This window comes from Sinorhizobium sp. M4_45, from assembly GCF_002885915.1.
GTDB classification, from domain to species: Bacteria; Pseudomonadota; Alphaproteobacteria; order Rhizobiales; family Rhizobiaceae; genus Sinorhizobium; species Sinorhizobium meliloti_A.
The window spans coordinates 232682-253641 of sequence record NZ_NWVE01000006.1; the positions used below are offsets into that span (position 1 = coordinate 232682).

Consider the following 20960-nt stretch of genomic DNA (forward strand, 5'->3'; position numbering starts at 1 on the left):
TGCCCGCAACCAGATAGGCCGTCCTCCGCATGATCCGCATCGAAAATATCAGCAAGTCCAACAGCCACCGCATCCTCTACATCGAAGCTTCGGCAGCGTTGAACCGCGGCGAAAAGATCGGGCTCGTCGGGCCGAACGGAGCGGGAAAGACGACCCTTTTCCGGATGATCACCGGTCAGGAACTGCCCGACGAGGGGCAGGTCTCGGTCGAGAAGGGCATGACCATCGGCTATTTCGATCAGGATGTCGGCGAGATGGCCGGCCGGTCGGCCGTCGCCGAGGTGATGGAAGGGGCAGGCCCGGTCAGCGCCGTTGCGGCGGAACTGCGTGAGCTCGAGACGGCCATGTCTGATCCCGATCGCATAGATGAAATGGATGCGATCGTCGAGCGCTACGGCGAGGTGCAGGCGCGATACGAAGAGCTCGATGGCTATGCGCTCGAGGGACGTGCCCGCGAGGTTCTCGCCGGCCTCAGTTTCAGCCAGGAGATGATGGACGGCGACGTCGCCAAACTGTCGGGCGGCTGGAAGATGCGCGTGGCGCTCGCCCGCATCCTTTTGATGCGGCCGGACGTCATGCTGCTCGACGAGCCGAGCAACCATCTCGATCTCGAAAGTCTGATCTGGCTGGAGGACTTCCTGAAAGGCTATGACGGCGCTCTCTTGATGACGTCGCACGACCGTGAGTTCATGAACCGGATCGTCACCAAGATCATCGAGATCGACGGCGGCGCGCTGACGACCTATTCCGGCGACTATGGCTTCTATGAAGAGCAGCGTGCGTTGAACGCGAAACAGCAGCAAGCTCAGTTCGAGCGCCAGCAGGCGATGCTCGCCAAGGAGATCAAGTTCATCGAACGTTTCAAGGCACGCGCCTCGCACGCCTCGCAGGTTCAGAGCCGGGTGAAGAAGCTTGAAAAGATCGACCGCGTCGAGCCGCCGCGTCGTCGCCAGACCGTCGCCTTCGAGTTCTTGCCGGCTCCCCGCTCCGGCGAAGACGTCGTCAACCTCAAGAGCGTCCACAAGACCTATGGCAGCCGGACGATATATGACGGCCTTGATTTCATGGTCCGCCGGCGTGAACGCTGGTGCATCATGGGCATCAACGGCGCCGGCAAATCGACATTGCTCAAGCTGGTCACCGGCACGACCAACCCGGACAAGGGCAGCGTCTCACTCGGCGCCAGCGTGAAGGTCGGCTATTTCGCCCAGCATTCCATGGATCTGCTCGACGGCGAGAGCACCATTCTGCAATGGCTGGAGGACCGTTTCCCCAAGGCCGGGCAGGCGCCGCTTAGAGCGCTGGCCGGCTGTTTCGGCTTCTCCGGCGATGACGTCGAGAAGCGATGCCGGGTGCTCTCCGGAGGTGAAAAGGCGCGGCTTGTAATGGCCGCAATGCTGTTCGACCCGCCGAACTTCCTCGTTCTCGACGAGCCGACCAACCATCTCGACCTCGATACGAAGGAAATGCTGATCAAGGCGCTCTCGGCCTATCAGGGCACGATGCTGTTCGTTTCGCACGATCGCCGTTTCCTGTCGGCACTATCCAATCGCGTTTTGGAACTCACGCCGGACGGGATCAATCAATACGGCGGTGGTTACAGCGAATATGTGGAGCGCACCGGACAAGAGGCGCCGGGCCTGCGCGGGTGACGCGCCGCGCCTCCGCGGCCTGCGTCTCCGGTTGACGCTTGGCGCTACTCCGCCACGCGAAAGCGGCCCGTCTGCCAGGCTGGGATCGCAGACATTGAAAGCACACTTTCCTTTATCAAAGCGCCCGCGTGAAGAAGGTTGCTGCTGCTTAATCGTCCCTCGCCAGAAGGGGCGGGGCGACCAACTCTCATTTCAGGTCATGAAACTCGGCAGTTGCGCCGCCAAGGCATCGACGGCAACGCGAACTTTGAGCGGCAGGTGCGTCGTCTGCAGCCATACTGCATGGCAATCATATTGAAACGGCGGCTGCTCCGGCAGGAGGCGGACGAGCGTGCCCGACTCGATCCGCCTCCGCACCAGCCAGAAGGGAAGCCATGCAAGCCCCAGCCCTCGTGCGGCGGCGTCAGCGATCGCATCGAGATCGTCGAGACGGAACCGGTGGAGCGGGGTCACCTCCGATGAGGATTGTCCCGGCCCCGGGAAAAGCCAGGGCGGGACCGGCCCGGACCTGCGATATACGACTGCCGAGTGCTGCGCCAGTTCCTCCGGCGTCTCCGGATAGCCATGCAACTCCAGATAAGAGGGCGAGGCGCACACGAGCATCGGCTGGCGTGCCACACGCCGGGCAATCAATCCCGCCCTGTCCTGCAAGACGCCCGTGCGGATAGAGAGATCATAGCCGTCTTCGGCAAGGTCGATGATGCGGTCGTTGAACGAGAGGTCAAGTTCCAGCGCCGGGTATTTTCGGGCGAGTTCCAGCAATACGGGAGTGACGCAGTGCCGGCCGAAGTGGACCGGCATCGTCACACGCAGTTTGCCGCGGGGTTCGGAAAGCTGATCGGCCGCAAGCGCATCCGCTGCTTGCGCTTCGGCGAGCACCACCCGGCAGCGTTCGTAATAGACATGACCGAACTCCGTCAGGCTCTGTCGGCGCGTGGTGCGGCTGATAAGCTGCACGCCAAGCCGATCCTCCAACGATCGAACATGCTTTCCGACCATCGGCCCGGATAGTCCAAGAGCATTCGCTGCGGCGGCGAACGAGCCGAGATCGACCGCTTTGACGAATACAGCCATGCTGGTCAGGCGATCCATATTGAAAACTCTCCGTTTCTACTGTTCTGCCATTCTCTCCATTTATTGGCTGAACCACTGCTGTCATAGCTCATTCAATACATTTGTTTTGGAGTCTTGCCATGGCGCGCGTCGTTCGCTTTCACGAGTTGGGTGGTCCGGAGGTGCTGAGGATCGAAGAGGTGCATGTGCCGGAGCCCGGGCCACATGAGGTTCGCATTCGCGTCAAGGCGTTGGGCCTCAACCGGGCCGAGGCCTTGCTCCGCGCGGGCGCCTATATCGAAACGGCAGTATTTCCGTCCGGCCTCGGCCTTGAGGCAGCAGGCTTTGTGGAAACGGTCGGTCCGGGCGTTCAAGGGTTTGCTCCCGGCGATCCGGTCAGCCTGTTGCCGCCGAAATCGATGATCCGGTGGCCCGCCTATGGGGAACTTGCGGTATTTCCTGCCGCACTCCTCGTCAGGCATCCGCCATCGCTGAGCTTTGAAGAGGCCGCCGCTGTGTGGATGCAGTATCTCACCGCTTACGGCGGCCTGGTCGATATCGGAGGGCTTCACAGGGGAGATTTCGTCGCCATTACCGCGGCATCGAGCAGTGTCGGGCTTGCCGCAATCCAGATCGCCAACATGGTCGGCGCCATACCGGTAGCCGTCACCCGGACATCTGCGAAGCGGCAACGCCTGTTGGAGGCCGGCGCGGCGCATGTCGTCGCCTCCCTGGAGGAGGACTTGCAAGCGCAGCTGAAAAGCGTTTCCGGACAGCGGGGAATACGTGTCGTGTTCGATCCCGTCGGCGGCCCGATCTTCGAACCGTTGACGGCCGCGATGGCACCGGGCGGCATACTTGTCGAGTATGGCGGGCTAAGCCCGGAGAAGACCCCGTTCCCGCTGTTTGACGTGCTGAGCAAATCACTGACGCTGCGTGGTTACCTGGTCCACGAGCTGCTCGCCGATCCGGAACGCCTGGAGTTCGCCAAGGAATTCGTCCTGGAAGGTCTGGAGGCGGGTGCCCTGAGACCCGTCATTGCCAGGACGTTCCCGTTCGATCAGATCGTCGAGGCACATCGTTTTCTGGAGTCCAACGAACAGTTCGGCAAAATCGTCGTGACCGTCTGACGAGGAACGCGACATCCGTGCCGGGCAAGCGAGCGGTCGATCATAGGCTCAAGCGAACCGCATCGCCGATCTCTCGCGCGCCTTTGCCGCGACTTCCTCACGATTGCGCGGAGGCTGCGACGTCTCCAGCGCGTCCAGAAGTTCGCGGGCGCATGCCGCGATCGAATCGACCGCGCGCTCGAAGGCGGCTTCATTGCGTTTCGACGGTTTGGTCGTTCCACTCAGCTTGCGCACGAACTGCAGCGCCGCGTCACGGATTTCCTCATCCGTCGCCGGCGGGTCGAAATTGAACAGGGGTTTTATGTTTCGGCACATGATTTGCTCCCGGTCATCTCTCTCCCGTCACCAAGGGAGGCTGCCCGGTTGAAGGTAGTCACGTGAGCGCGATTTGCAACCGGTCGCGCCGGCCGCGCCGCCGTCAGGTCTCGGGTATATTTTCCCGGAAGATCACTTGCAGACGCGGCGGATGATAGTCGATTGGCTTGCCCCGCACGGCGCAGTCCAGCATCGAAAGCGCCTCGCGGGCCTCCACCCGCGGATTCTGGTCTATCACTGCGTCCATGACGCCGTTTAGCAACAGCCTCTTGCTGTGCTCGGTCAGCTCGTGACCGACGAATATGATGCTTTCGGCCTTTCCGGCCTCGGCCAAGGCCTGGCCAATACCGGAGTTACCGGCACCTATATTGTAGATGCCCGCCAGGTCCGGGTGACGCTTCAACAGTGCAGCGGCTTCCTCGAAGGCGCGCTCGCGGTCATCCCGGATCTCGCGCAACTCGACGATTTCGAGGGCGGGGAACTCGTCAGCGATGATGTGACGAAAGCCCATTTCCCGTTCTTCGTGGCCTCGGTAGGAGAGAGAGCCGGCGAACAGCGCGATCTTACCCTTCGTCTCTCGGCCGAGAAAACGTCCGAGCAGGTAGCCTGCGAGCCTTCCGGCCGCGCGATTGTCGATGCCGATATAGCCGGTGCGCGGGACGTGCAGGATGTCGGATACGAGCGTTACGATAGGGACTCCCGACGAGGCGAGTGAACGCATTGCCTCTCTGACCGTCGGATGGTCCAAGGCGATTACGCCCACGCCCATGGTCTCGCCCCTCAATTCCTGAAGGGTGCCGGCGAGCGTATCGGGATTGAACCCTTCGATGGAGTGGACGCGCACGTCGAGATCAGGTCTGGCCGTGCCCTGGCTTTGCAATTGCCGGAGAAGGTTGGCGATGAAGGTATTGGTGCCTGCCGGCAGCACGAAGTCGAGGCGCACGCGCCCCTTCGCGGAGGCGTTGTGCGCGGCGGGGCCGAGGTAGCCCAGACGTCGGGCGGCATCCATGACGATTTCGCGCGTCCTGTGCTTGACGCCGCTGCGATTGTTAAGGACGCGATCGACGGTCGCGCTCGAAACGCCAGCCTCCCGGGCGATATCAGTCAGTGTGGATCGCAAAGCCGCCTCTTCGCCTGAAATGATGTATTTTGATGTAATCCTTCCTGGCAGAGAAACAAGGGGGAGTCGGGTCGTCGCGACAATGAGGCAGGAGAAATGCCCGGTTTTCCACTGAAATATCGGCCATTCCGCGGGCCGGCAAGCTGGACGGTTGGGGGGATAGGTCATAAAGCCTCGAGAAATGATGTAAAAAGATTGATAATGATGTTGACTTTGATGCGTATCGGAATGAGTATTCCGCTCGAATTGGTGCCGGGGAAGAGTGGAGCCGGACAAGTCGCCGGCCGCAATTTTGCCGCTACGGGAGTGTGGCGCCGCCGGCGAGGTGAATGGGAGGAGTTTCGTGAGCGCTGCCAATGGCTTCGTGCCTGACCCGCCGGTGCGGGTGAAAGAATACAAGATCGGCTGCATCGGAGCCGGCATGATCATGGCCGAATGTCATCTGGCCGCTTATCGGCAGGCGGGCTTTCCCGTCGCTGCGATCGCCTCACGCACGCAGGAACGGGCAGAGGCCGTGGCCGCGCGTTGGGAAATTCCCGCCGTTCATGCGACGCCTTCCGCTTTGATAGCCGATGCGAACGTCGAGATCCTCGACATTGCCTTTCCGCCGGACCAGCAGCCGGCGCTGATCCGCGAAGCACTTGCGCAGCCGCATATCAAGGCAATTCTCGCGCAGAAGCCATTGGCGCTCACGCTGGACGAAGCGAAGGCCTTGCGGGACGAGGCGGCAAGCGCCGGCAAGATACTCTCGGTCAACCAGAATATGCGCTATGACCAGTCTATGCGGGTTCTGAAGCAGATCCTCGACAGAGGCGAGCTCGGGACGGTCGTCATAGCGACCGTCGAGATGCGGGCGATTCCGCACTGGCAAGGTTTCCTTGAGGAATACGACCGGCTGACCCTCGCCAATATGAGCGTGCATCACCTCGACGTGCTGCGTTTCCTGTTCGGCGAACCGGACGCGATCACGACGGTCACCCGGCCGGATCCACGCACCGAATTCACCCATACGGACGGGATCACGATCTCGACGCTCACCTTCCCCAACGGCGTTCTCGCCGTCTCGATGGAAGACGTCTGGTCCGGCCCGCGCGAGGAGGGGTTCGACAGCGACATCTACATCAAGTGGCGGGTCGAGGGCACGGAAGGCGTCGCGCAGGGCACGATCGGCTGGCCGGACGGCTCGCCCTCGACGCTCTCATACGCGTCGAAGAAAACGACGGATGGGAAGTGGGTCAGCCCGGAATGGGAGACCATGTGGTTCCCCCATGCCTTCATCGGGGTGATGGAACAGCTGCAATATGCGCTGAAATCCGGCGAAGCCCCGGCGCTCTCCGTGGCCGACAACGTCAAAACCGTCGCATTGGTGGAGGCGGGCTACCGCTCCATCGCCGAGGCACGAACGGTCAAGCTTTCCGAGATCTCGGTCGACTGATTGCAAGGGAGGAATTTCAATCATGATGCAAACCGGCATTTTTACGGGCTATTTCCCATACAGCCTGGAAGAGACGGCGAGAAAAATAAGAGCGCTCGACTTCAATACCGTTCAGCTCGACATGCATTTCAAGGATGTCGAGCTGTCCGCGGGCCAGATCACGCGGGAGAAGTGCATCCGGATCCGCGAGACCTTCCGCGATCATCATCTGCCGATCTCCTGCATTTCGGGCTACACCAACATCATCCATCCGGACAGGGCAGAGCGCGAGCGTCGCGTCGGTTACCTCAAGGAGATCATCCGCCACGCCCAGTATCTCGGCACGCCCTATGTCATCTCGGAAACCGGCACCTACAACACGGAGTCGGACTGGGTGCATCACCCGAGGAACAAGACCGAAGAAGGCTTCGAGGAGTGCCGCAAGGTCATCGCAGATCTTGCCCAGCACGCCTATGATCATGGTGCCGTCTTCCTCCTCGAAACCTACGTGAACAACGTCGTCGGCTCGGTCGAGGAGACCGTGAAGATGTTCGCCCAGGTGGATCACCCCGGTCTCGGTCTGCTGATGGATCCCACGAACTACTTCGAGGCGCACAACATCGGCCGCATGGACGAGATCCTGAACCAGGTCTTCGACACCCTGCAGGACAGGATCAAGATCGCCCATGCCAAGGACGTCAAGCGTTCGGGCGACGACAAGACGGAGAAGCATGCCGATATTGGTGATGAGGACGCGCTCGAAAGCCATACCTTCCGCGGCGTGGGCGAGATCGAGCTTCCGGCACCGGGCCTCGGCTCGCTGAACTACGATCTCTATCTCCAGCGGCTTTCGAAGAAGCATCCGAACATACCCGTCATCATCGAGCATCTCGACGAAAGCGATGTGCCGCGCGCCAAGAGGTTCCTCGACGGGAAGCTTCGGGCGCTCGGCCTCTGATCACCGGACCGGCCGGGCACGGGTCCGGCCGCGTCTACCAAAGGCATGAAAGGAATGCCCGAGCCGGGCATACGACAGGAACATCCACATGGTCGAACTCTACGGGAAGGCGATGTCGCGCCGCGACATCGCCGCCAGGGCCGGGTCTTTTTCGCAATTTGCCGGCGTGCGCCTGATGACGCTCGAAGACGGCGTCGAGCGCGGCATCCGCATGCTGGAATTCCGCAGCGGAACGGGATTGCGCTTCACCGTGCTCGTCGACCGCGCCCTCGATATCGCCGACTGCGAATTTCGCGGCATGGCGATCGGATGGAACTCCCCGGCCGGCTTCAAGCATCCCGGCCTGCATGAATATGAAGGCGAGGGTGGTCTTTCCTGGCTGCGCTCCTTCTCGGGACTCATGGTGACCTGCGGTCTCGACCATATCCTGTTCATGGCGGACGAGCCGGGCGACACCTATGTCTACGGCCCGCGCAAGACCGTCAGCCATTCGCTGCACGGCCGGATCGGAACGATTCCTGCAAGGCTCACGGGCTATGGCGAGGAATGGAGGGGCGACGACTGCATCCTCTGGTGCGAGGGTGTCGTCACCCAGGGTACGGTGTTCGGAGAGCATCTCGACCTCGTGCGCCGCATCGAAATCAAGGCGGGCACCAACGAGATCAGGCTCACCGACCGGGTGGTCAATCGCGGCTTCTACCGCACTCCGCACATGTATTGCTACCACATCAACGTCGGTCATCCGGTCCTGGCGGAAAATTCCCGCTACCTGGCGCCCATCAAGGAGGTCGTCTGGGCCGCTCATGCCGGCGCCGACTACGAGAAGCAGGGTGTCGGCTACCATACGTTGCCGGCTCCGCAGCTCAATTTCCACGAGCAGGTCTGGCAGCACGAAATGGCCGCGGACGACGATGGCCGGGTTCCGGTTGCGCTCGTCAACGATGCGCTCGGCATCGGCTTCGAAGTCGTCACCCGCAAGGACCAGTTTCCCTGCATGTACGAATGGCAGAACCTGCAAGCCGGGCAGTATGCGCTCGGCATAGAGCCGTCGACCAATCACGTCCTCGGCCACGGTGCTGCGCGCGAGCGCGGCGAACTGATCTGGCTCGAGCATGGTGACGAACGGAGATATGACACCACCTTCCGGATCCTTCCCGATGCGGATGCGATAGCAGCCAGCGAGAGGCGGATCCGCAGCCTCGCCGAACAACCCGTCGACGCGTTTCCCCGGCCGACCGGCAATCACTTGCCCATCGGAGGACGGCGATGATTGCCGGACCTTTGACCGCCGGGGAGGTCGTCCCCGGAATGTCGATCGCCGGCAAGGTCATCCTTTATACGGGTGCGGCCGGCGGCCTGGGAGCGGAGACGACACTGAGTTTTCTCCGTGCCGGCGCACGCGTCGTGGCCATCGACAACGACGAGGCAAAGACGCGCGCGCTCGTGGATGCTTCGGAAAGGGAAGGGCTGGGCGGTCTCACGGTGCGGGCGATCGACCTCGCCGACCTGAGCGGCCTGCGCGCCGCGCTCGACCAGGCTGCTGCGAAGGCGGGCGGCTTCGATGTGGTGATCAACAATGCCGCGATCTATCCGTCGAGGCCGTTCGAAGAGTATTCGATCGAGGATTTCCAGCGCGTGCAGCGGATCAATGTCGATGCCGGCATCGTCTGCGTCCAGGCGGCCTTGCCGCACATGCGCGAGCGGGGCTGGGGCCGGATCGTCAATATCGCCAGCGTCACCCTGTCCGGCGGGTGGGCGAATCTTGCCCCTTATGTGCAGTCCAAGGGCGCCCTCGTCGGGCTGACGCGCGCCTGGGCGCGCGAATTCGGTGGCTACGGCATCACCGTTAATGCCATCTCGCCCGGCGCTTTCCCGACGGATGCCGAAAAGATCCATCCGGATCCGGAAGGCTATACGCGTTTCGTGCTCGACCACCAGGCGGTCAAACGCCGTGGTCGCCCGGCCGACATCGCTGCCGCTCTCACCTTCCTGATCTCCGACTCTGCGGGCTTCATCACCGGCCAGACCCTGAACGTCGACGGCGGCTGGGTGATGCACTGACCGCTTGAATACATAAGGAACTGAACGAATGGGAATTCTCAGCGGATTTCGCGTCCTCGATTGCTCGATCGCCATGGCGGGTCCGTTTGCGGCACAGCGTCTCGGCGACCTCGGCGCCGACGTGATCAAGGTCGAGCCCGTGACGGGCGAGTGGCAGCGCCACGTCGCCGCGGGGGGAGCCGGAGGCAACAGGGTCAACGTCTCCTTCCTGTCGCTCAATCGCAACAAGCGCTCGCTCGCCGTCGACCTGAAGTCGCCGGAGGGCAAAGAGGTTCTTCTCGACCTGGTGAAGACGGCCGACATCTTCCTGCAGAACTACCGTCCGGGCGTCGCGAAACGTCTCGGCGTCGATTACGACACGCTCTCCCGCATCAATCCGCGCCTCGTCTATGTGTCGATGTCGGGATATGGCGAAGATGGACCCTATATCGATCGGCCCGGACAGGATCTCGTTCTCCAGGGCATGTCCGGCGCAATGCTTTCGGCGGGACGCGAAGGCGAGGCGCCGACGGCGGCGGGGCAATATCTGGTCGACGCCATCACCGCCTACAACGCATTCGAAGGCGCCCTGGCAGCTCTCTTTCACCGGGAGCGGACCGGCGAGGGACAGCTCGTGCAGGTCAATATGCTGGATGCGATCACCACGATCCAGATGCAGGAGCTCTCTGTCTTCACGATCGGCCAGAAACCGCAGAAGCGCTCGGCCGAGCCGCACGCCCATGTCTACATCCGCGCACCCTACGGCGCTTTCGCCACCAGCGATGGTTTCATCATCGTCGCGTTTCCCAAGCTCAAGACCTTGGGAGAGGTGATCGGCGAGGAAAGCTTCCTGACCATGGACGACGAAGTCGACACCTGGACCAGGCGGGACGAGATCTTCGCCAAGACACGCGAGAAGCTGAAGACGAAAAGTTCCGAGGAGTGGCTGGCACGGCTTCGTGCGGCAGACATCTGGTGCGGCCCGGTCTATGGCTATGCGGACCTCGTCGAGGACGCGCAGATCAGGCACAACGGTACCTTCGTCGAATATGACCATCCGACCGAAGGCCGCGTCAAGACGCCCGGGTTTCCGATCAGGTTCTCCAAGACCCCCTCGACCGTCGACCGCGGGGCGCCGGTCGTCGGTCAGCATACACGCGAGATATTGAAGGGCGCGGGCTATGACGAGGCTCGCATCGCCGCACTCGAAGCCGCCGGTGCCATTGCCGTCGAGGACGTCTGACGATGCAACAGCTGAAGGCTCTGACATGGGATCATCCACGCGGCTACAACGCGCTTGCGGCTGCCGCCGCGCGCCCTGAACTTGCAGAATGGGGGCTCGCCCTAGATTGGGAGAAGCAGCCGCTCGAAGGCTTCGAATCCCATCCGATCGCCGATCTTTGCGCGCGCTACGATCTCGTGGTTCTCGATCATCCGCACGTCGGGGAAGCTCTGGCCGGAAATTGCCTGCGGTCTCTCGAGGACGTGTTCGGCGATGCGACCGTCCAGGCGCTCGAGGCGGCGAGCATCGGTCCCTCCTTGCGGAGTTACCGATTCGGCGGCGCTCACTGGGCGCTGCCGCTCGATGCGGCCACGCAGGTGATGGCCGCGCGGGCCGATCTTCTCGAGGCACCGGTGCCCGAGCTTTGGGACGAGGTCGTGGCGCTCTCCCGGACCACCGGCAAGGTGGCGCTGTCGCTCGCCGGTCCGCACGCGGCGCTCTCGTTCCTCTCGATAGCCGCGGCCTTCGGCGACCCTCCGGCGGAGACGGATCCGGAGGTCCTCGTCTCCCGGCACGTGGGGCGCCCGGTTTACGAACTGATGCGCGATCTCGCAAACCGCAGTCCGCGGTCTGTGCGCGACCGGAACCCGATCGGGATCCTCGATCACATGGCGTCGAACGACGACGTCGTGCTCTGCCCGCTGGTCTACGGTTACGTGAACTACGCCGCGCCGCAGACGGGGCATCAGGTCGCCTTCCACGACGCGCCGCGCCGCATCCCCGGCGGGCGGCGGGGTTCGACGCTCGGCGGTACGGGAATCGGCATCTCGCGGCGCTGCGAAATCACGCCGGCTCTGAAGGAACACCTGCTCTGGCTGATGAGCCGCGAGGCCCAGGTCGATTTCATCCCCGCCCATGACGGCCAGCCGTCTCGGCGCGAGGCCTGGCATGATCCACGCGTCAACGCCCGCTGGGGCGGATTCTACGAAAACACGGCCGATACGCTGGAGCAGGCCTATGTGCGCCCGCGCCACGACGGCTACATCGCCTTCCAGGGCAAGGCCTCGGCGCTTCTGCGGCAGGCCTTCGAGGACAAGGCGCCGGCCGACGGCGTGCTCGAAAGCTTGCAGGCCCTCTATGCAAGCCATCGCAAAGCCGGTGGCGAAAGGTAGGTAAATGACCGACGACGTTCTCTATGCCGTGGACGGTGCAATCGCCACGATCACCCTCAACCGGCCCCAAAAGCTCAATGCCGTGACGCCGGAAATGGCCGATGCGATCGTCGCGGCCGTGAAGGAAAGCAACGACAGCGACCGCATTCGCTGCGTCATCCTTACCGGCGCCGGTGAACGCGCCTTTTGCGCCGGCTCCGATATCCGCGAGCTCGACACCTACCGGACGCCCTGGCAGTTCCGCAATCGGCCGGACTATTGCGATGCGTTCCGCGCCCTGCTCAAGCCGACGATCTGCGCGGTGAACGGCTATGCCTTCGGTGGCGGCCTGGAAACGGCCATGTCCTGCGACATCCGGATCGCCTCGGAAAACGCGCAGTTCGCGGCACCGGAGATCAAGCTCGGATGGATCGGCGGCGGCGGCATGGCGGCACATCTGATGCATTCCATCGGCGCCTCGAATGCCGCGCTCATGCTGATGACGGGCGACCCGATACCGGCGGACAAGGCGCTGGCCTGGGGGCTGGTCAGCGAGGTCGTTGCCCAGACCGACCTGTTGGAACGTGCCCGCGCGATCGCCGAAATCATCGCCTCGCGGGCACCGATCGCGGCGGAAACGGCGAAGGCCAACCTCAAGGCGGCGGTTTCGATGCCGCTCGACAAGGCTATCGAATACGAACGCGATCTGCAGACGATCTGCTTTGCGACCGCGGACGCGGCCGAGGGCCGGGCGGCCTTCAAGGAGAAGCGCGCCCCCAATTTCGAAAGGCGGTGATGACCATGCAGTCAGCATTGACCTTCGCACGAGGACTGGGCCGGCATCGCGAAGCATCGGTGCTTGCCATGCTCGCCGTCGTGGCGCTCTATCTGACATTCGCCAGCGATTATTTCCTGGAGCCGCGCAACCTGCTGAACGTCGGCCGCCAGGCCTCGGTCGTGGCGATCGTCGCCTTGGGGCAGGCCCTGGTCATCATCGCCCGCGGCATCGATCTTTCCGTGGGTTCGGTCATCGGTCTGTCCGCTGTCGTCGCAGCCGTGCTGATGCGCGACACCGGCAGCGAGACCGTCGGCCTCCTCGGCGGCCTTCTGACGGGACTCGCCTGCGGCCTTGCCAACGGACTTCTCTACACGCGGCTGAAAATCAATCCTTTTATCGCCACGCTCGGCACGCTCTCGATCGCGCGCGGGATCGCGCTCCTCATGACCGGCGGCATCCCTGTATCGTTTGGCGGCTTTGCCGAGTTCGTCGGTGCGGGGCGCATCTTCGACATACCCGTGTCCTTCCTGCTGATGATCGTGCTCGCCGCGATCGTCCATGTATTCGCGAGCCGGACCGTCACAGGCCGGGAGATCTATGCGATCGGCGACAATCCCAAGGCCTCCCGTCTTGCCGGCGTGAACCTGCGCTCGACCCGGCTGTTCGTCTTCGCGCTGTGCGGCCTGCTGGCAGGGCTCGGCGGGCTCATCCTCGCGGGCAACCTGGCAAGCGCCGACCCGAATCTCGGCATGGGATACGAGCTGGACGTCATCGCCGCGGTGATCCTCGGCGGCACCGCATTGAGCGGCGGCCGCGGTTCGATCCTCGGCGTGGTGATCGGCGCCTTGCTCATGGCGCTGCTCAACAACGCTTTTGTGCTCCTCGGCATCTCTGCCTACTGGCAGGTCGTCACCAAGGGGCTCGTCATCATCTTCGCCGTCGGGCTGGACGGGCTGCAGCGCGGCGGCGACGACGACTGATCATTTATCGGAGGAGACAAGCATGTTGCTCAAGAGACTTAAAACCATGGCCTTTGCTGCTGCGGCCGTTTTGGCGGTCACGTTGCCTTCGCTGGCGGGCGAAGCACCGCAGGGCGGCACCGTCGCCGCGGTGGAAAACACCAAGGGGCCGGTGAGGATCGCTTTCCTGTCGTTTCAGAACAATCCGTTCTGGACCCCGGTCACGGAAGGGGCGAGGGCGGCGAACGACTATCTGTCGAAATACGACGCCAAGGTCGATTTCGTCGATCTCGGGGACGAGCTCTCCGCCGAGGCGGTCGTCGCCGGCATCGAGGGCGCACTCGCCAAGAAATATGACGGCATCGTCGTGGTGCCGATCTTCGACGGCACGGCGCGCATTATCAACGAAGCCACGGAAGAGGGCGTGCCGGTCTTCAACATCATTGCGGAAGGTGCGACGGAATCGCAGCGCCTTGCCTTCATCGGCCAGGATGCGACCTCGGCCGGCAAGCAGATCGGTGAATTCATCGCCAAGAAGATGAACGGAAAGGGCAAGCTCGGCGTCATCACCGGCTATTTCGGCGCCACCCAGCACACGCAGCGCATGAACGGCGCGCTGGAATATCTGAAGGCGAAATCCCCGGACATTCAGATCGTCGGTCCTTTCGAGAACAAGGATAAGGCGGAGTCGGCCTATTCGCTCGTCCAGGACATGATGACCGCCAATCCGGATCTCTCGATGGTCTACGTGACCGCCGGCGGGCCGTTCGGTGCGGCAAAGGCCGTCAAGGATCTCAACCTGACCGGCAAGGTCGGCGTCGTCGGCTTCGACCATACGCCCGACAATATCCAGTACCTGAAAACCGGTGAGATGGTCGGCCTGCTCGACCAGGCGCCCTACCAGCAGGCGCTCGATTCGAGCGTTATGCTCTACAACTATATCGTCGCCGGCCAGGAGCCGCCCGCAAAGGTTATCCCGGTGACCGGAAAGCTGCTGACGCCCGATGACGCCAAGTAACAGCCCGCGCGCGTCGGCTGCGCCCGGCGCAGAAGCCGCGCGCGTCGTCTCCGTGCCGCTCCTTCGCGCGCGCCGGATTGCCAAGAGTTTCTCGGGCAATTCCGTACTTCACTCGGTCGACCTCGACCTGAGGGCGGGTGAGATCGTGGGCCTGCTCGGTGAAAACGGCGCCGGCAAATCGACGCTGATGCATATTCTCTCCGGCGGCCTTCAGGCCGACGGCGGCACGATCGAAATGGACGGCCTGTCGGTCCGTTTCGGTTCGGTGTCGGAAGGCATCGAAGCGGGCGTCAGCTTCGTTCATCAGGAACTGTCGGTCGTCGGCGCGCTGAGCGTCGCCGAGAACCTGCATCTCGGTCGGATGCCGCGGACCGGTATGGGCCTCGTCGATATCGACTTGATGCAGCACGCGTCCCGTGCCCTGCTTCAAAGGGTCGGTGCCGGTCACATCCAGCCGGACCGGGAAGCAGGGACCCTGCGGGCGGGTGAACAGCAGCTGGTCGAGATCGCCAAGGCGGCGGCAAGAAAGCCACGGCTGCTGATCCTCGACGAGCCGACGTCATCCCTGACGCCGCACGAGGTCGCCGGGTTCTTCTCCTATGTCCGCGAGGCGCGGGAGGCAGGAGCGGCCATCATCTTCATCACGCATCGCCTCGAGGAGGCGATGGCCCTTTGCGACCGTGTCGTCGTGCTGCGGAACGGGGCGATCGTCAGCGAGCGACGCCCCGGCGAAACGAACCGCGAGCAGCTGATCAAGGACATGACGGGGAAGCCCGCCATCTACCAGTACAGGCAGCGTTCCCTTGCAAGCGGGACGCCTGCGCTGTCCGTCGCGGGATTGTCGGACGATCGTCTGCTGGACGACATCAGCCTCGACATTCGCAAAGGCGAAATCTTCGGCCTGTTCGGTCTCGTCGGTGCCGGCCGCACCGAGCTGCTGGAGCTTATACACGGGGTGCACCGGCCAAAGGCCGGCGACATCTCGCTGTTCGGAGAAAAGGTGGCCTTCGCCGACCCGAGCGAGGCGGTGAAGGCGGGGATTGCGCTCGTGCCGGAAGGCCGCAAGACGGCAGGCATCCTGCCGCAGCATTCGGTGCGCGACAATGCCGCGATCAGCAGCCTGCGCCGTTTTTCGAAGGGCCTGTTCTCCGATCGGGCAGGAGAGGCCGGGCGTATGGCGTTCTATCGCGAAACGCTCGGCATTCGCATGGTTCGCGACACGCAACCGATCTCGACGCTTTCGGGCGGCAATCAGCAGAAGGCGATCTTCGCCCGCGCCCTCATGGCCGAACCGCGATTGTTGCTCCTGGACGAGCCCACGCACGGAGTGGATGTCGGCGCGAAGTCCGAGCTCTACGACATCGTCGCCCGGGAAACGGAAAAGGGGCTGACCGTCCTCATCGCTTCGTCGGAGGTCCCGGAGATCCTGGCGCTGTGTGATCGCGTCGCCGTTCTCTCCAAGGGACGGCTCGCCGGCGTCGTCGACCGAGCCGACATGACGGAAGACCGAATTTTGACCATGGCATTCATGGAGCACTGAACAGTGGGTATCGGCTTTTGCGCTGCCCCAGGTCCGAGTTTTAAAGCCTGAGCCTTCGGCCAATATCCGGCTGCTCTCGCAGATATGCCACCCTTCAAAGTTGGAACAGTTTCCAGCTCCAAGCGGCCGGCCGTCAGGTGAGACACATCGCAATTCTCTTCCGTTTGCCCCGATTACTAGAATGACGACGATCAGGTCTCGGCAGGATGGGTTCCATTTCCGTGAGGTTGCGAATAGGTCCCAGGTGCAGCCTCAGTAATCGACGGTTCGATCGTCGTTGGGATCCGCCCATCGGGTGTTCGGGACGACGGAAAACCAGCCGGGGCGGGAGGGATCGCGGTCGTAGGGATAGCCGCCGAGCGTTTTATGAAGGTCGGCGTACTGCCCGAGCTTGTCGCGATCGAGCTCGACCCCGAGACCGGGCGCCGTCGGTACCTTGATGGCACCGTTCTCGTAGCGCATCGGGCCGCCGACGATGATATCGTCGGTCAGCTGGTGATAATGCGCATCTGCGTGGAAGACGAGGTTCGGGAGAACCGCGCCGAGATGCAGCATCGTGGCGAGCTGAATGCCGAGTTCGCCCGATGAATGCACCGCGATGCCAAGCTGGAAGGCCTCGCAGACGCCCGCCGCCTTCACGCAGGGGCGGATGCCGCCCCAGAAGGTGGTGTCGAGCAGGATCACGTCCACGGCGGGATTGAGGATATTGGCGGCGAGCTGCTCGAAATTCACCACGACGGTATTGGTGGCGAGCGGCATGGTCGTGTTCTCGCGGACGCGCCGCATGCCGTTCAACCCCCAGGTGGGGTCCTCGTAGTAATCGTTGTTGAGATCCTCGATGCCCTTAGCGAAGCGGATCGCCTCCTCGACGCTGAACGCCGCGTTCGGGTCGTAGCGGACGCTGTCGGGACCGAGGGCCTTCGCCCATGCGCGAAAGACCTCCAGCTCGTAATCCGGCGCGAAGACGCCGCTCTTCAGCTTGTGCGAGGTGAATCCGCACTTCTTTTTCAGCGCCAGCGTCTGCTCGATGAGCTGATCGGCCGTGCGCGTCTCGCCTTCGCCGGTGTCCTTGTTGGGAAGGCGGAAAAACATGTAGCTGGCAAAAGGAACCGCATCGCGCATCTTCCCGCCGAGGAGATCGCAGACCGGCACGCCGAGAAATTTGCCCATGATGTCGAGACAGGCGAACTCGATGGCGGCATGCATCTGGGTGCGGTTGTTGTAGAGGCTGGCGGTCGGGTTGCAGATCATGAAGCGGAGATTTTCCAGCTCGAAGGGATCGTGGCCGACCAGATAGGGCTTCAACGCCCGGAACGCCGCCTCGGCGCTCTCTCCGCCTCCGCCCATTTCGCCGAGACCGACGATGCCAACATCGGTTTCCACCTCGACGATCGTACGGACGAACCGCCCCCAATGTGCACCATTGGAATGACGCAGCGGCGCCTCCAGCGGAACGGTGACGGTGGTCGCGCGGATATCGGTGATCCTGGGTCGCTTCATGGGAGGCTCCAATGCAGGCTGTCGGGTGCGGAGGTTAAGGTGCGGGGCGCCGGCCGTGTCCGTCGGCGCTGGCCGGAAACGGTCGCCCTGCTATTGCGCCTCCCCCAGCACGCGCAGGATTTCGTAGCAGGCACCGAATGGATGGTAGTCGGTCTTGCCTGGAGGGCTCTTGATGTCGCTCTGCTTCACGCCGTCGGGCGAGAGAATGCGGAACCAGCAGCCATATTCGTGATCGATCAGGTGCCGCCAGCTGTAGCGCCAGAGCCTGTCGTAATCCTGCCAGTAGCGCTCCCGTCCGGTGCGTGCGGCGAGCGCGGCCGCGGCCGCAATCGTTTCGCAATGGACCCAATGATATTTGTCGAGGTCATGGAGCTTGCCGTCGGGGCCGTAGCTGTAATGCATGCCGCCGAATTCGAGATCGGCGCTCTTTGCCAAGGCCGTCTCGTAGAGAAGGAGGGCTTTCGGCAGGATCCAGTCCTGCGGGCGATAGCGCTCGAGGATCAGGAGCAGCTTGGTCCATTCCGTCATGTGGCCAGGCTGGTAGCCGTAGGGCCGGAAGAGGTGCTTCGGATCGTCCTTGTTGTAATCCCAGTGGATCGACCAGTCCTCGCGATAGTGCTCCCAGACCACGTCCTGAGCGTTGGCGGCAAGCTCGACGCAGATGCGCCGGGCGAGGGTTTCGGCGCGGTCCAGGTAACGCACCTCGCCGGTCGCCTCATAGGCGGCCAGCATCGCCTCGGTCATGTGCATGTTGGCGTTCTGTCCCCGATAGGGCGAAGTCGCCCCCCAGTCGCGGCTGATTTCGTCCTTGTAGAGTTCGCGGTCCGGCTCCCAGAAGCGGCTTTCGAGAAGTTCCCAGGTCTGCGAAACCCGGGCATCCATACCCGGAATTCCGGCCTTCATGGCTGTCGCATAAGCGAGCAAGACGAAGGCGTGGCCGTAGCAATGCTTCGTCGCATCCACCGCATCGCGGCCGCGCATCAGCCAGAAATAGCCGCCATGCTTCGGATCGCGATGAACCTCGTCGAGATACCTTACGCCATGGGCGGCCGCTTCCGCGAAGTCCGGGCGCTCGAAGAGCACCGCGGCGGTGGCATAGTTGAAGATGAAGCGCGTGGTGGAGACGAGATGCTGGGTCTTCCGGTCGGTGATGAAACCGTCGTCGCGGTATTCGTTGTAATAGCCTCCGTCTTCCTCGTTGAGGCAGATCGGATGGTAGAAATCCATGATCTCGCGCATATGGGCGCGCAGGAAGTCTTTCGAGCGGAAATCGGGAAGCGGTTTCATGACGGACCTCCGGTCAATCTGGAATGACGATGCCGAGCTTGGAAAGAACGCCGCCGTCGATCTTGATGTCGGCGCCCGTGATGAAGCGGGCCTTATCGCCGGCAAGAAAGGCAACCAGTTCGGCAATTTCGGAAGGCTTGCCGACGCGGCCCAGCGGATGTCCTCTTCCCCAAGCTTCCAGGGTCGCCTCGGCGGTGCCTTCGCCTTTCCACAGATCGGCGGCCCAGCGCAACATCGGGGTATCGACAGAGGCGGGGCAGACGGCATTGACAGTAATATTGTCCCCGGCGTGATCCAGCGCCATGGCGCGCACGAGTGCGTTGATCGCGCCTTTGCTCGCCGTATAGGCGGCGACGCCCGCCTGCGAAGCATAGGCCTGCACGGAAGAGATGGCGACGATCGCGCCGCCGCCGCGCTTGCGCATTTCGGGAATGGCGAATTTGGAGGCGAGGAAGATGCCCTTCAGATTGATGTCGAGAACGTCGTCCCAGACTTCATCCGGTGTGTCGACCACGGTGCCGTAGCGCTGGATGCCGGCGCAGCAGGCAAGAATATCGACGCCCCCATGGCGCGATACCGCGGTCTGAACCGCCGCTTCCATGTCGTCCTTGGAGCGGACGTCGCCGACGAACCCGGCGGCATTGTCCCCGATGGAAGCAACGGCCTCGTCGACCGAAGCCTTGTCGTTTGCCACGATCGTCACCTTGCCGCCGCCGGCAGCAAAGCGATGGGCACAGGCGAGACCCATGCCGAGGCTGCCGCCGGTGACGACGATGCTCTTGCCGTTGAAATCGCTCATCACGCTGTCTCCGTAACAGAGGGGAACTTGTCGGACGCCGGCCCGAATTTTGGCTCTTCGACGCCGTGCCCCACGCCCTCGACCGCGAAGAGCCCGCCCTCCAGCGGATGCGTATCGAGATGATCGTTCGTCATGGTGAAACGCGCCGAGGTCACATAGAGGGTGGAAAGATCCGTGCCGCCGAATGTGCAGCTCGTCGGCCAGCTTGCCGGCAGCTCGATCAGTTGGACGAGACGGCCGGTTCCGTCGAAGCCCGCGACGGCTGCGCCTCCCGCCACCCGGCAGTTCCAGAGCCGGTCGTCCGCATCGAGGCAGGAGCCGTCCGGCAGGCCGCGGGCGAAGCCGGCCACGACGGTGCGCCGGTTGTCGATTCTCCCGGCGGCAAGATCGCAATCGAACACGTAGATCTCGTTGGCGAGCGTGTCGGCGAAGAAGAAGCGGTTGTCCCGCGTCCAGCCCATGGTGTTGGTGATGCCGTATTCGTTGGGCGTGAGCTGCGACACGTGACCGGCGGGATCGATGCGGTAGACCGCGCCCGATTGCCGGTCCAGGGCCTTCGGTGAGCCGCTTGCGTCAAGATTGCTCTGCATCGTCGCGACCCAGAAGGAGCCGTCCGGTGCGACCCGACCCTCGTTGAGGCGATTTTCCGGCAGATCCGGCTCCGGCACGGCAAACGCCTCGAAAGGCCCGCCAGGCGTCCATAGGCAGACGTTGCGGCTGAGGCCGACGATGAACCCGCCATCCGCCCGCATGCCGATCGACGTCACGAAGTCCGGCGTCGGCCATGTGTCATGACGGCCGTTTTCGGGTTCGAGCCGATGGATGCGTTTGCCGACGATATCGACCCAGTAAAGCGCCTTCTCGTCCCCGGACCAGAGAATGCTCTCGCCGACGATGTCCTTCGCATCGAGGAGCAGGGAAACCGTGGCACTCATGGCCGCGCCATGAATCCGGTATGCAACGCTGCGGGACGTCGCCGCTTGCGGTTGGTCATTGGTGTCCTCCCAAACCCGTTTGCATTCTT

At 63.0% G+C, this 20960-nt stretch carries 19 protein-coding genes; 12 read left to right on the top strand and 7 right to left on the bottom strand.

The window, feature by feature from the left end:
* The first annotated feature begins 29 nt into the window (after positions 1–29).
* Positions 30–1652 (top strand): ribosomal protection-like ABC-F family protein, encoded by a 1623-nt coding sequence (abc-f, locus tag CN933_RS18280; protein WP_102762005.1) that lies wholly within the window; start codon positions 30–32, stop codon positions 1650–1652.
* A 192-nt stretch (positions 1653–1844) separates the two neighbouring features.
* On the opposite strand, the gene CN933_RS18285 is transcribed toward abc-f, so the two are convergent.
* Positions 1845–2744: a LysR family transcriptional regulator gene (locus tag CN933_RS18285; RefSeq protein ID WP_100674078.1), complete on the bottom strand. Its 900-nt coding sequence runs from the start codon at positions 2742–2744 to the stop codon at positions 1845–1847.
* A gap of 101 nt (positions 2745–2845) precedes the next feature.
* On the opposite strand from CN933_RS18285, the gene CN933_RS18290 reads away from it, so the two are divergent.
* Positions 2846–3835: a zinc-dependent alcohol dehydrogenase family protein gene (locus tag CN933_RS18290; RefSeq protein ID WP_102762006.1), complete on the top strand. Its 990-nt coding sequence runs from the start codon at positions 2846–2848 to the stop codon at positions 3833–3835.
* A 48-nt stretch (positions 3836–3883) separates the two neighbouring features.
* Here the strand turns inward: CN933_RS18290 and CN933_RS18295 are convergent, their stop codons facing one another.
* Together CN933_RS18295 and CN933_RS18300 are read right to left on the bottom strand one after the other, a co-directional pair.
* Positions 3884–4150: a DUF2277 domain-containing protein gene (locus tag CN933_RS18295; protein WP_014528166.1), complete on the bottom strand. Its 267-nt coding sequence runs from the start codon at positions 4148–4150 to the stop codon at positions 3884–3886.
* A 103-nt stretch (positions 4151–4253) separates the two neighbouring features.
* Positions 4254–5270, bottom strand: a complete 1017-nt coding sequence (locus CN933_RS18300) for a LacI family DNA-binding transcriptional regulator (RefSeq protein ID WP_102762007.1) — start codon at positions 5268–5270, stop codon at positions 4254–4256.
* A 343-nt stretch (positions 5271–5613) separates the two neighbouring features.
* Here CN933_RS18300 and CN933_RS18305 point away from each other — a divergent pair, with 343 nt between their 5' ends.
* The 10 genes from CN933_RS18305 (at position 5614) to CN933_RS18350 (ending at position 16350) form a co-directional block, all read left to right on the top strand.
* Positions 5614–6705: a Gfo/Idh/MocA family protein gene (locus tag CN933_RS18305; protein ID WP_102762008.1), complete on the top strand. Its 1092-nt coding sequence runs from the start codon at positions 5614–5616 to the stop codon at positions 6703–6705.
* Positions 6706–6727: 22 nt separating this feature from the next.
* Entirely contained in the window at positions 6728–7642 is a 915-nt protein-coding gene (locus tag CN933_RS18310) for a sugar phosphate isomerase/epimerase family protein (protein WP_102762009.1), read from the top strand.
* 88 nt (positions 7643–7730) lie between these two features.
* Positions 7731–8912, top strand: coding sequence for an aldose 1-epimerase family protein (locus CN933_RS18315; RefSeq protein WP_102762010.1), 1182 nt, complete (start codon positions 7731–7733; stop codon positions 8910–8912).
* On the top strand, positions 8909–9703 hold the full coding sequence (locus tag CN933_RS18320) for an SDR family NAD(P)-dependent oxidoreductase (RefSeq protein WP_102762011.1): 795 nt from the start codon (positions 8909–8911) through the stop codon (positions 9701–9703). The genes CN933_RS18315 and CN933_RS18320 overlap by 4 nt, the downstream gene beginning before the upstream one ends.
* A 28-nt stretch (positions 9704–9731) precedes the next feature.
* Positions 9732–10925 (top strand): CaiB/BaiF CoA transferase family protein, encoded by a 1194-nt coding sequence (locus CN933_RS18325; protein WP_102762012.1) that lies wholly within the window; start codon positions 9732–9734, stop codon positions 10923–10925.
* A 2-nt stretch (positions 10926–10927) separates the two neighbouring features.
* The gene (locus tag CN933_RS18330; protein WP_102762013.1) at positions 10928–12076 is read left to right on the top strand and encodes a type 2 periplasmic-binding domain-containing protein; all 1149 of its coding nucleotides are present in this window, start codon (positions 10928–10930) and stop codon (positions 12074–12076) included.
* 4 nt (positions 12077–12080) lie between these two features.
* Complete coding sequence (locus CN933_RS18335) at positions 12081–12851, top strand: enoyl-CoA hydratase/isomerase family protein (RefSeq protein WP_102762014.1); 771 nt, start codon at positions 12081–12083, stop codon at positions 12849–12851.
* A complete protein-coding gene (locus tag CN933_RS18340) occupies positions 12851–13813 on the top strand; it encodes an ABC transporter permease (RefSeq protein WP_180980736.1) in 963 nt (320 codons plus the stop codon). Before CN933_RS18335 ends, CN933_RS18340 begins: the two co-directional genes overlap by 1 nt.
* A 22-nt stretch (positions 13814–13835) precedes the next feature.
* Positions 13836–14810 (top strand): sugar ABC transporter substrate-binding protein, encoded by a 975-nt coding sequence (locus CN933_RS18345; protein ID WP_102762015.1) that lies wholly within the window; start codon positions 13836–13838, stop codon positions 14808–14810.
* Positions 14797–16350 (top strand): sugar ABC transporter ATP-binding protein, encoded by a 1554-nt coding sequence (locus tag CN933_RS18350; protein WP_245425091.1) that lies wholly within the window; start codon positions 14797–14799, stop codon positions 16348–16350. Before CN933_RS18345 ends, CN933_RS18350 begins: the two co-directional genes overlap by 14 nt.
* Positions 16351–16602: 252 nt before the next feature.
* Here the strand turns inward: CN933_RS18350 and CN933_RS18355 are convergent, their stop codons facing one another.
* The 4 genes from CN933_RS18355 to CN933_RS18370 all read right to left on the bottom strand — a co-directional run bounded on the left by CN933_RS18355 (position 16603) and on the right by CN933_RS18370 (position 20871).
* Positions 16603–17850, bottom strand: coding sequence for an enolase C-terminal domain-like protein (locus CN933_RS18355; RefSeq protein WP_102762016.1), 1248 nt, complete (start codon positions 17848–17850; stop codon positions 16603–16605).
* Between the two features lie 90 nt (positions 17851–17940).
* Complete coding sequence (locus CN933_RS18360) at positions 17941–19137, bottom strand: AGE family epimerase/isomerase (RefSeq protein WP_102762017.1); 1197 nt, start codon at positions 19135–19137, stop codon at positions 17941–17943.
* Positions 19138–19150: 13 nt separating this feature from the next.
* Positions 19151–19936, bottom strand: coding sequence for an SDR family NAD(P)-dependent oxidoreductase (locus CN933_RS18365; RefSeq protein WP_102762018.1), 786 nt, complete (start codon positions 19934–19936; stop codon positions 19151–19153).
* Positions 19936–20871, bottom strand: a complete 936-nt coding sequence (locus tag CN933_RS18370) for an SMP-30/gluconolactonase/LRE family protein (RefSeq protein ID WP_102762019.1) — start codon at positions 20869–20871, stop codon at positions 19936–19938. The genes CN933_RS18365 and CN933_RS18370 overlap by 1 nt, the downstream gene beginning before the upstream one ends.
* Positions 20872–20960 lie beyond the last annotated feature (89 nt).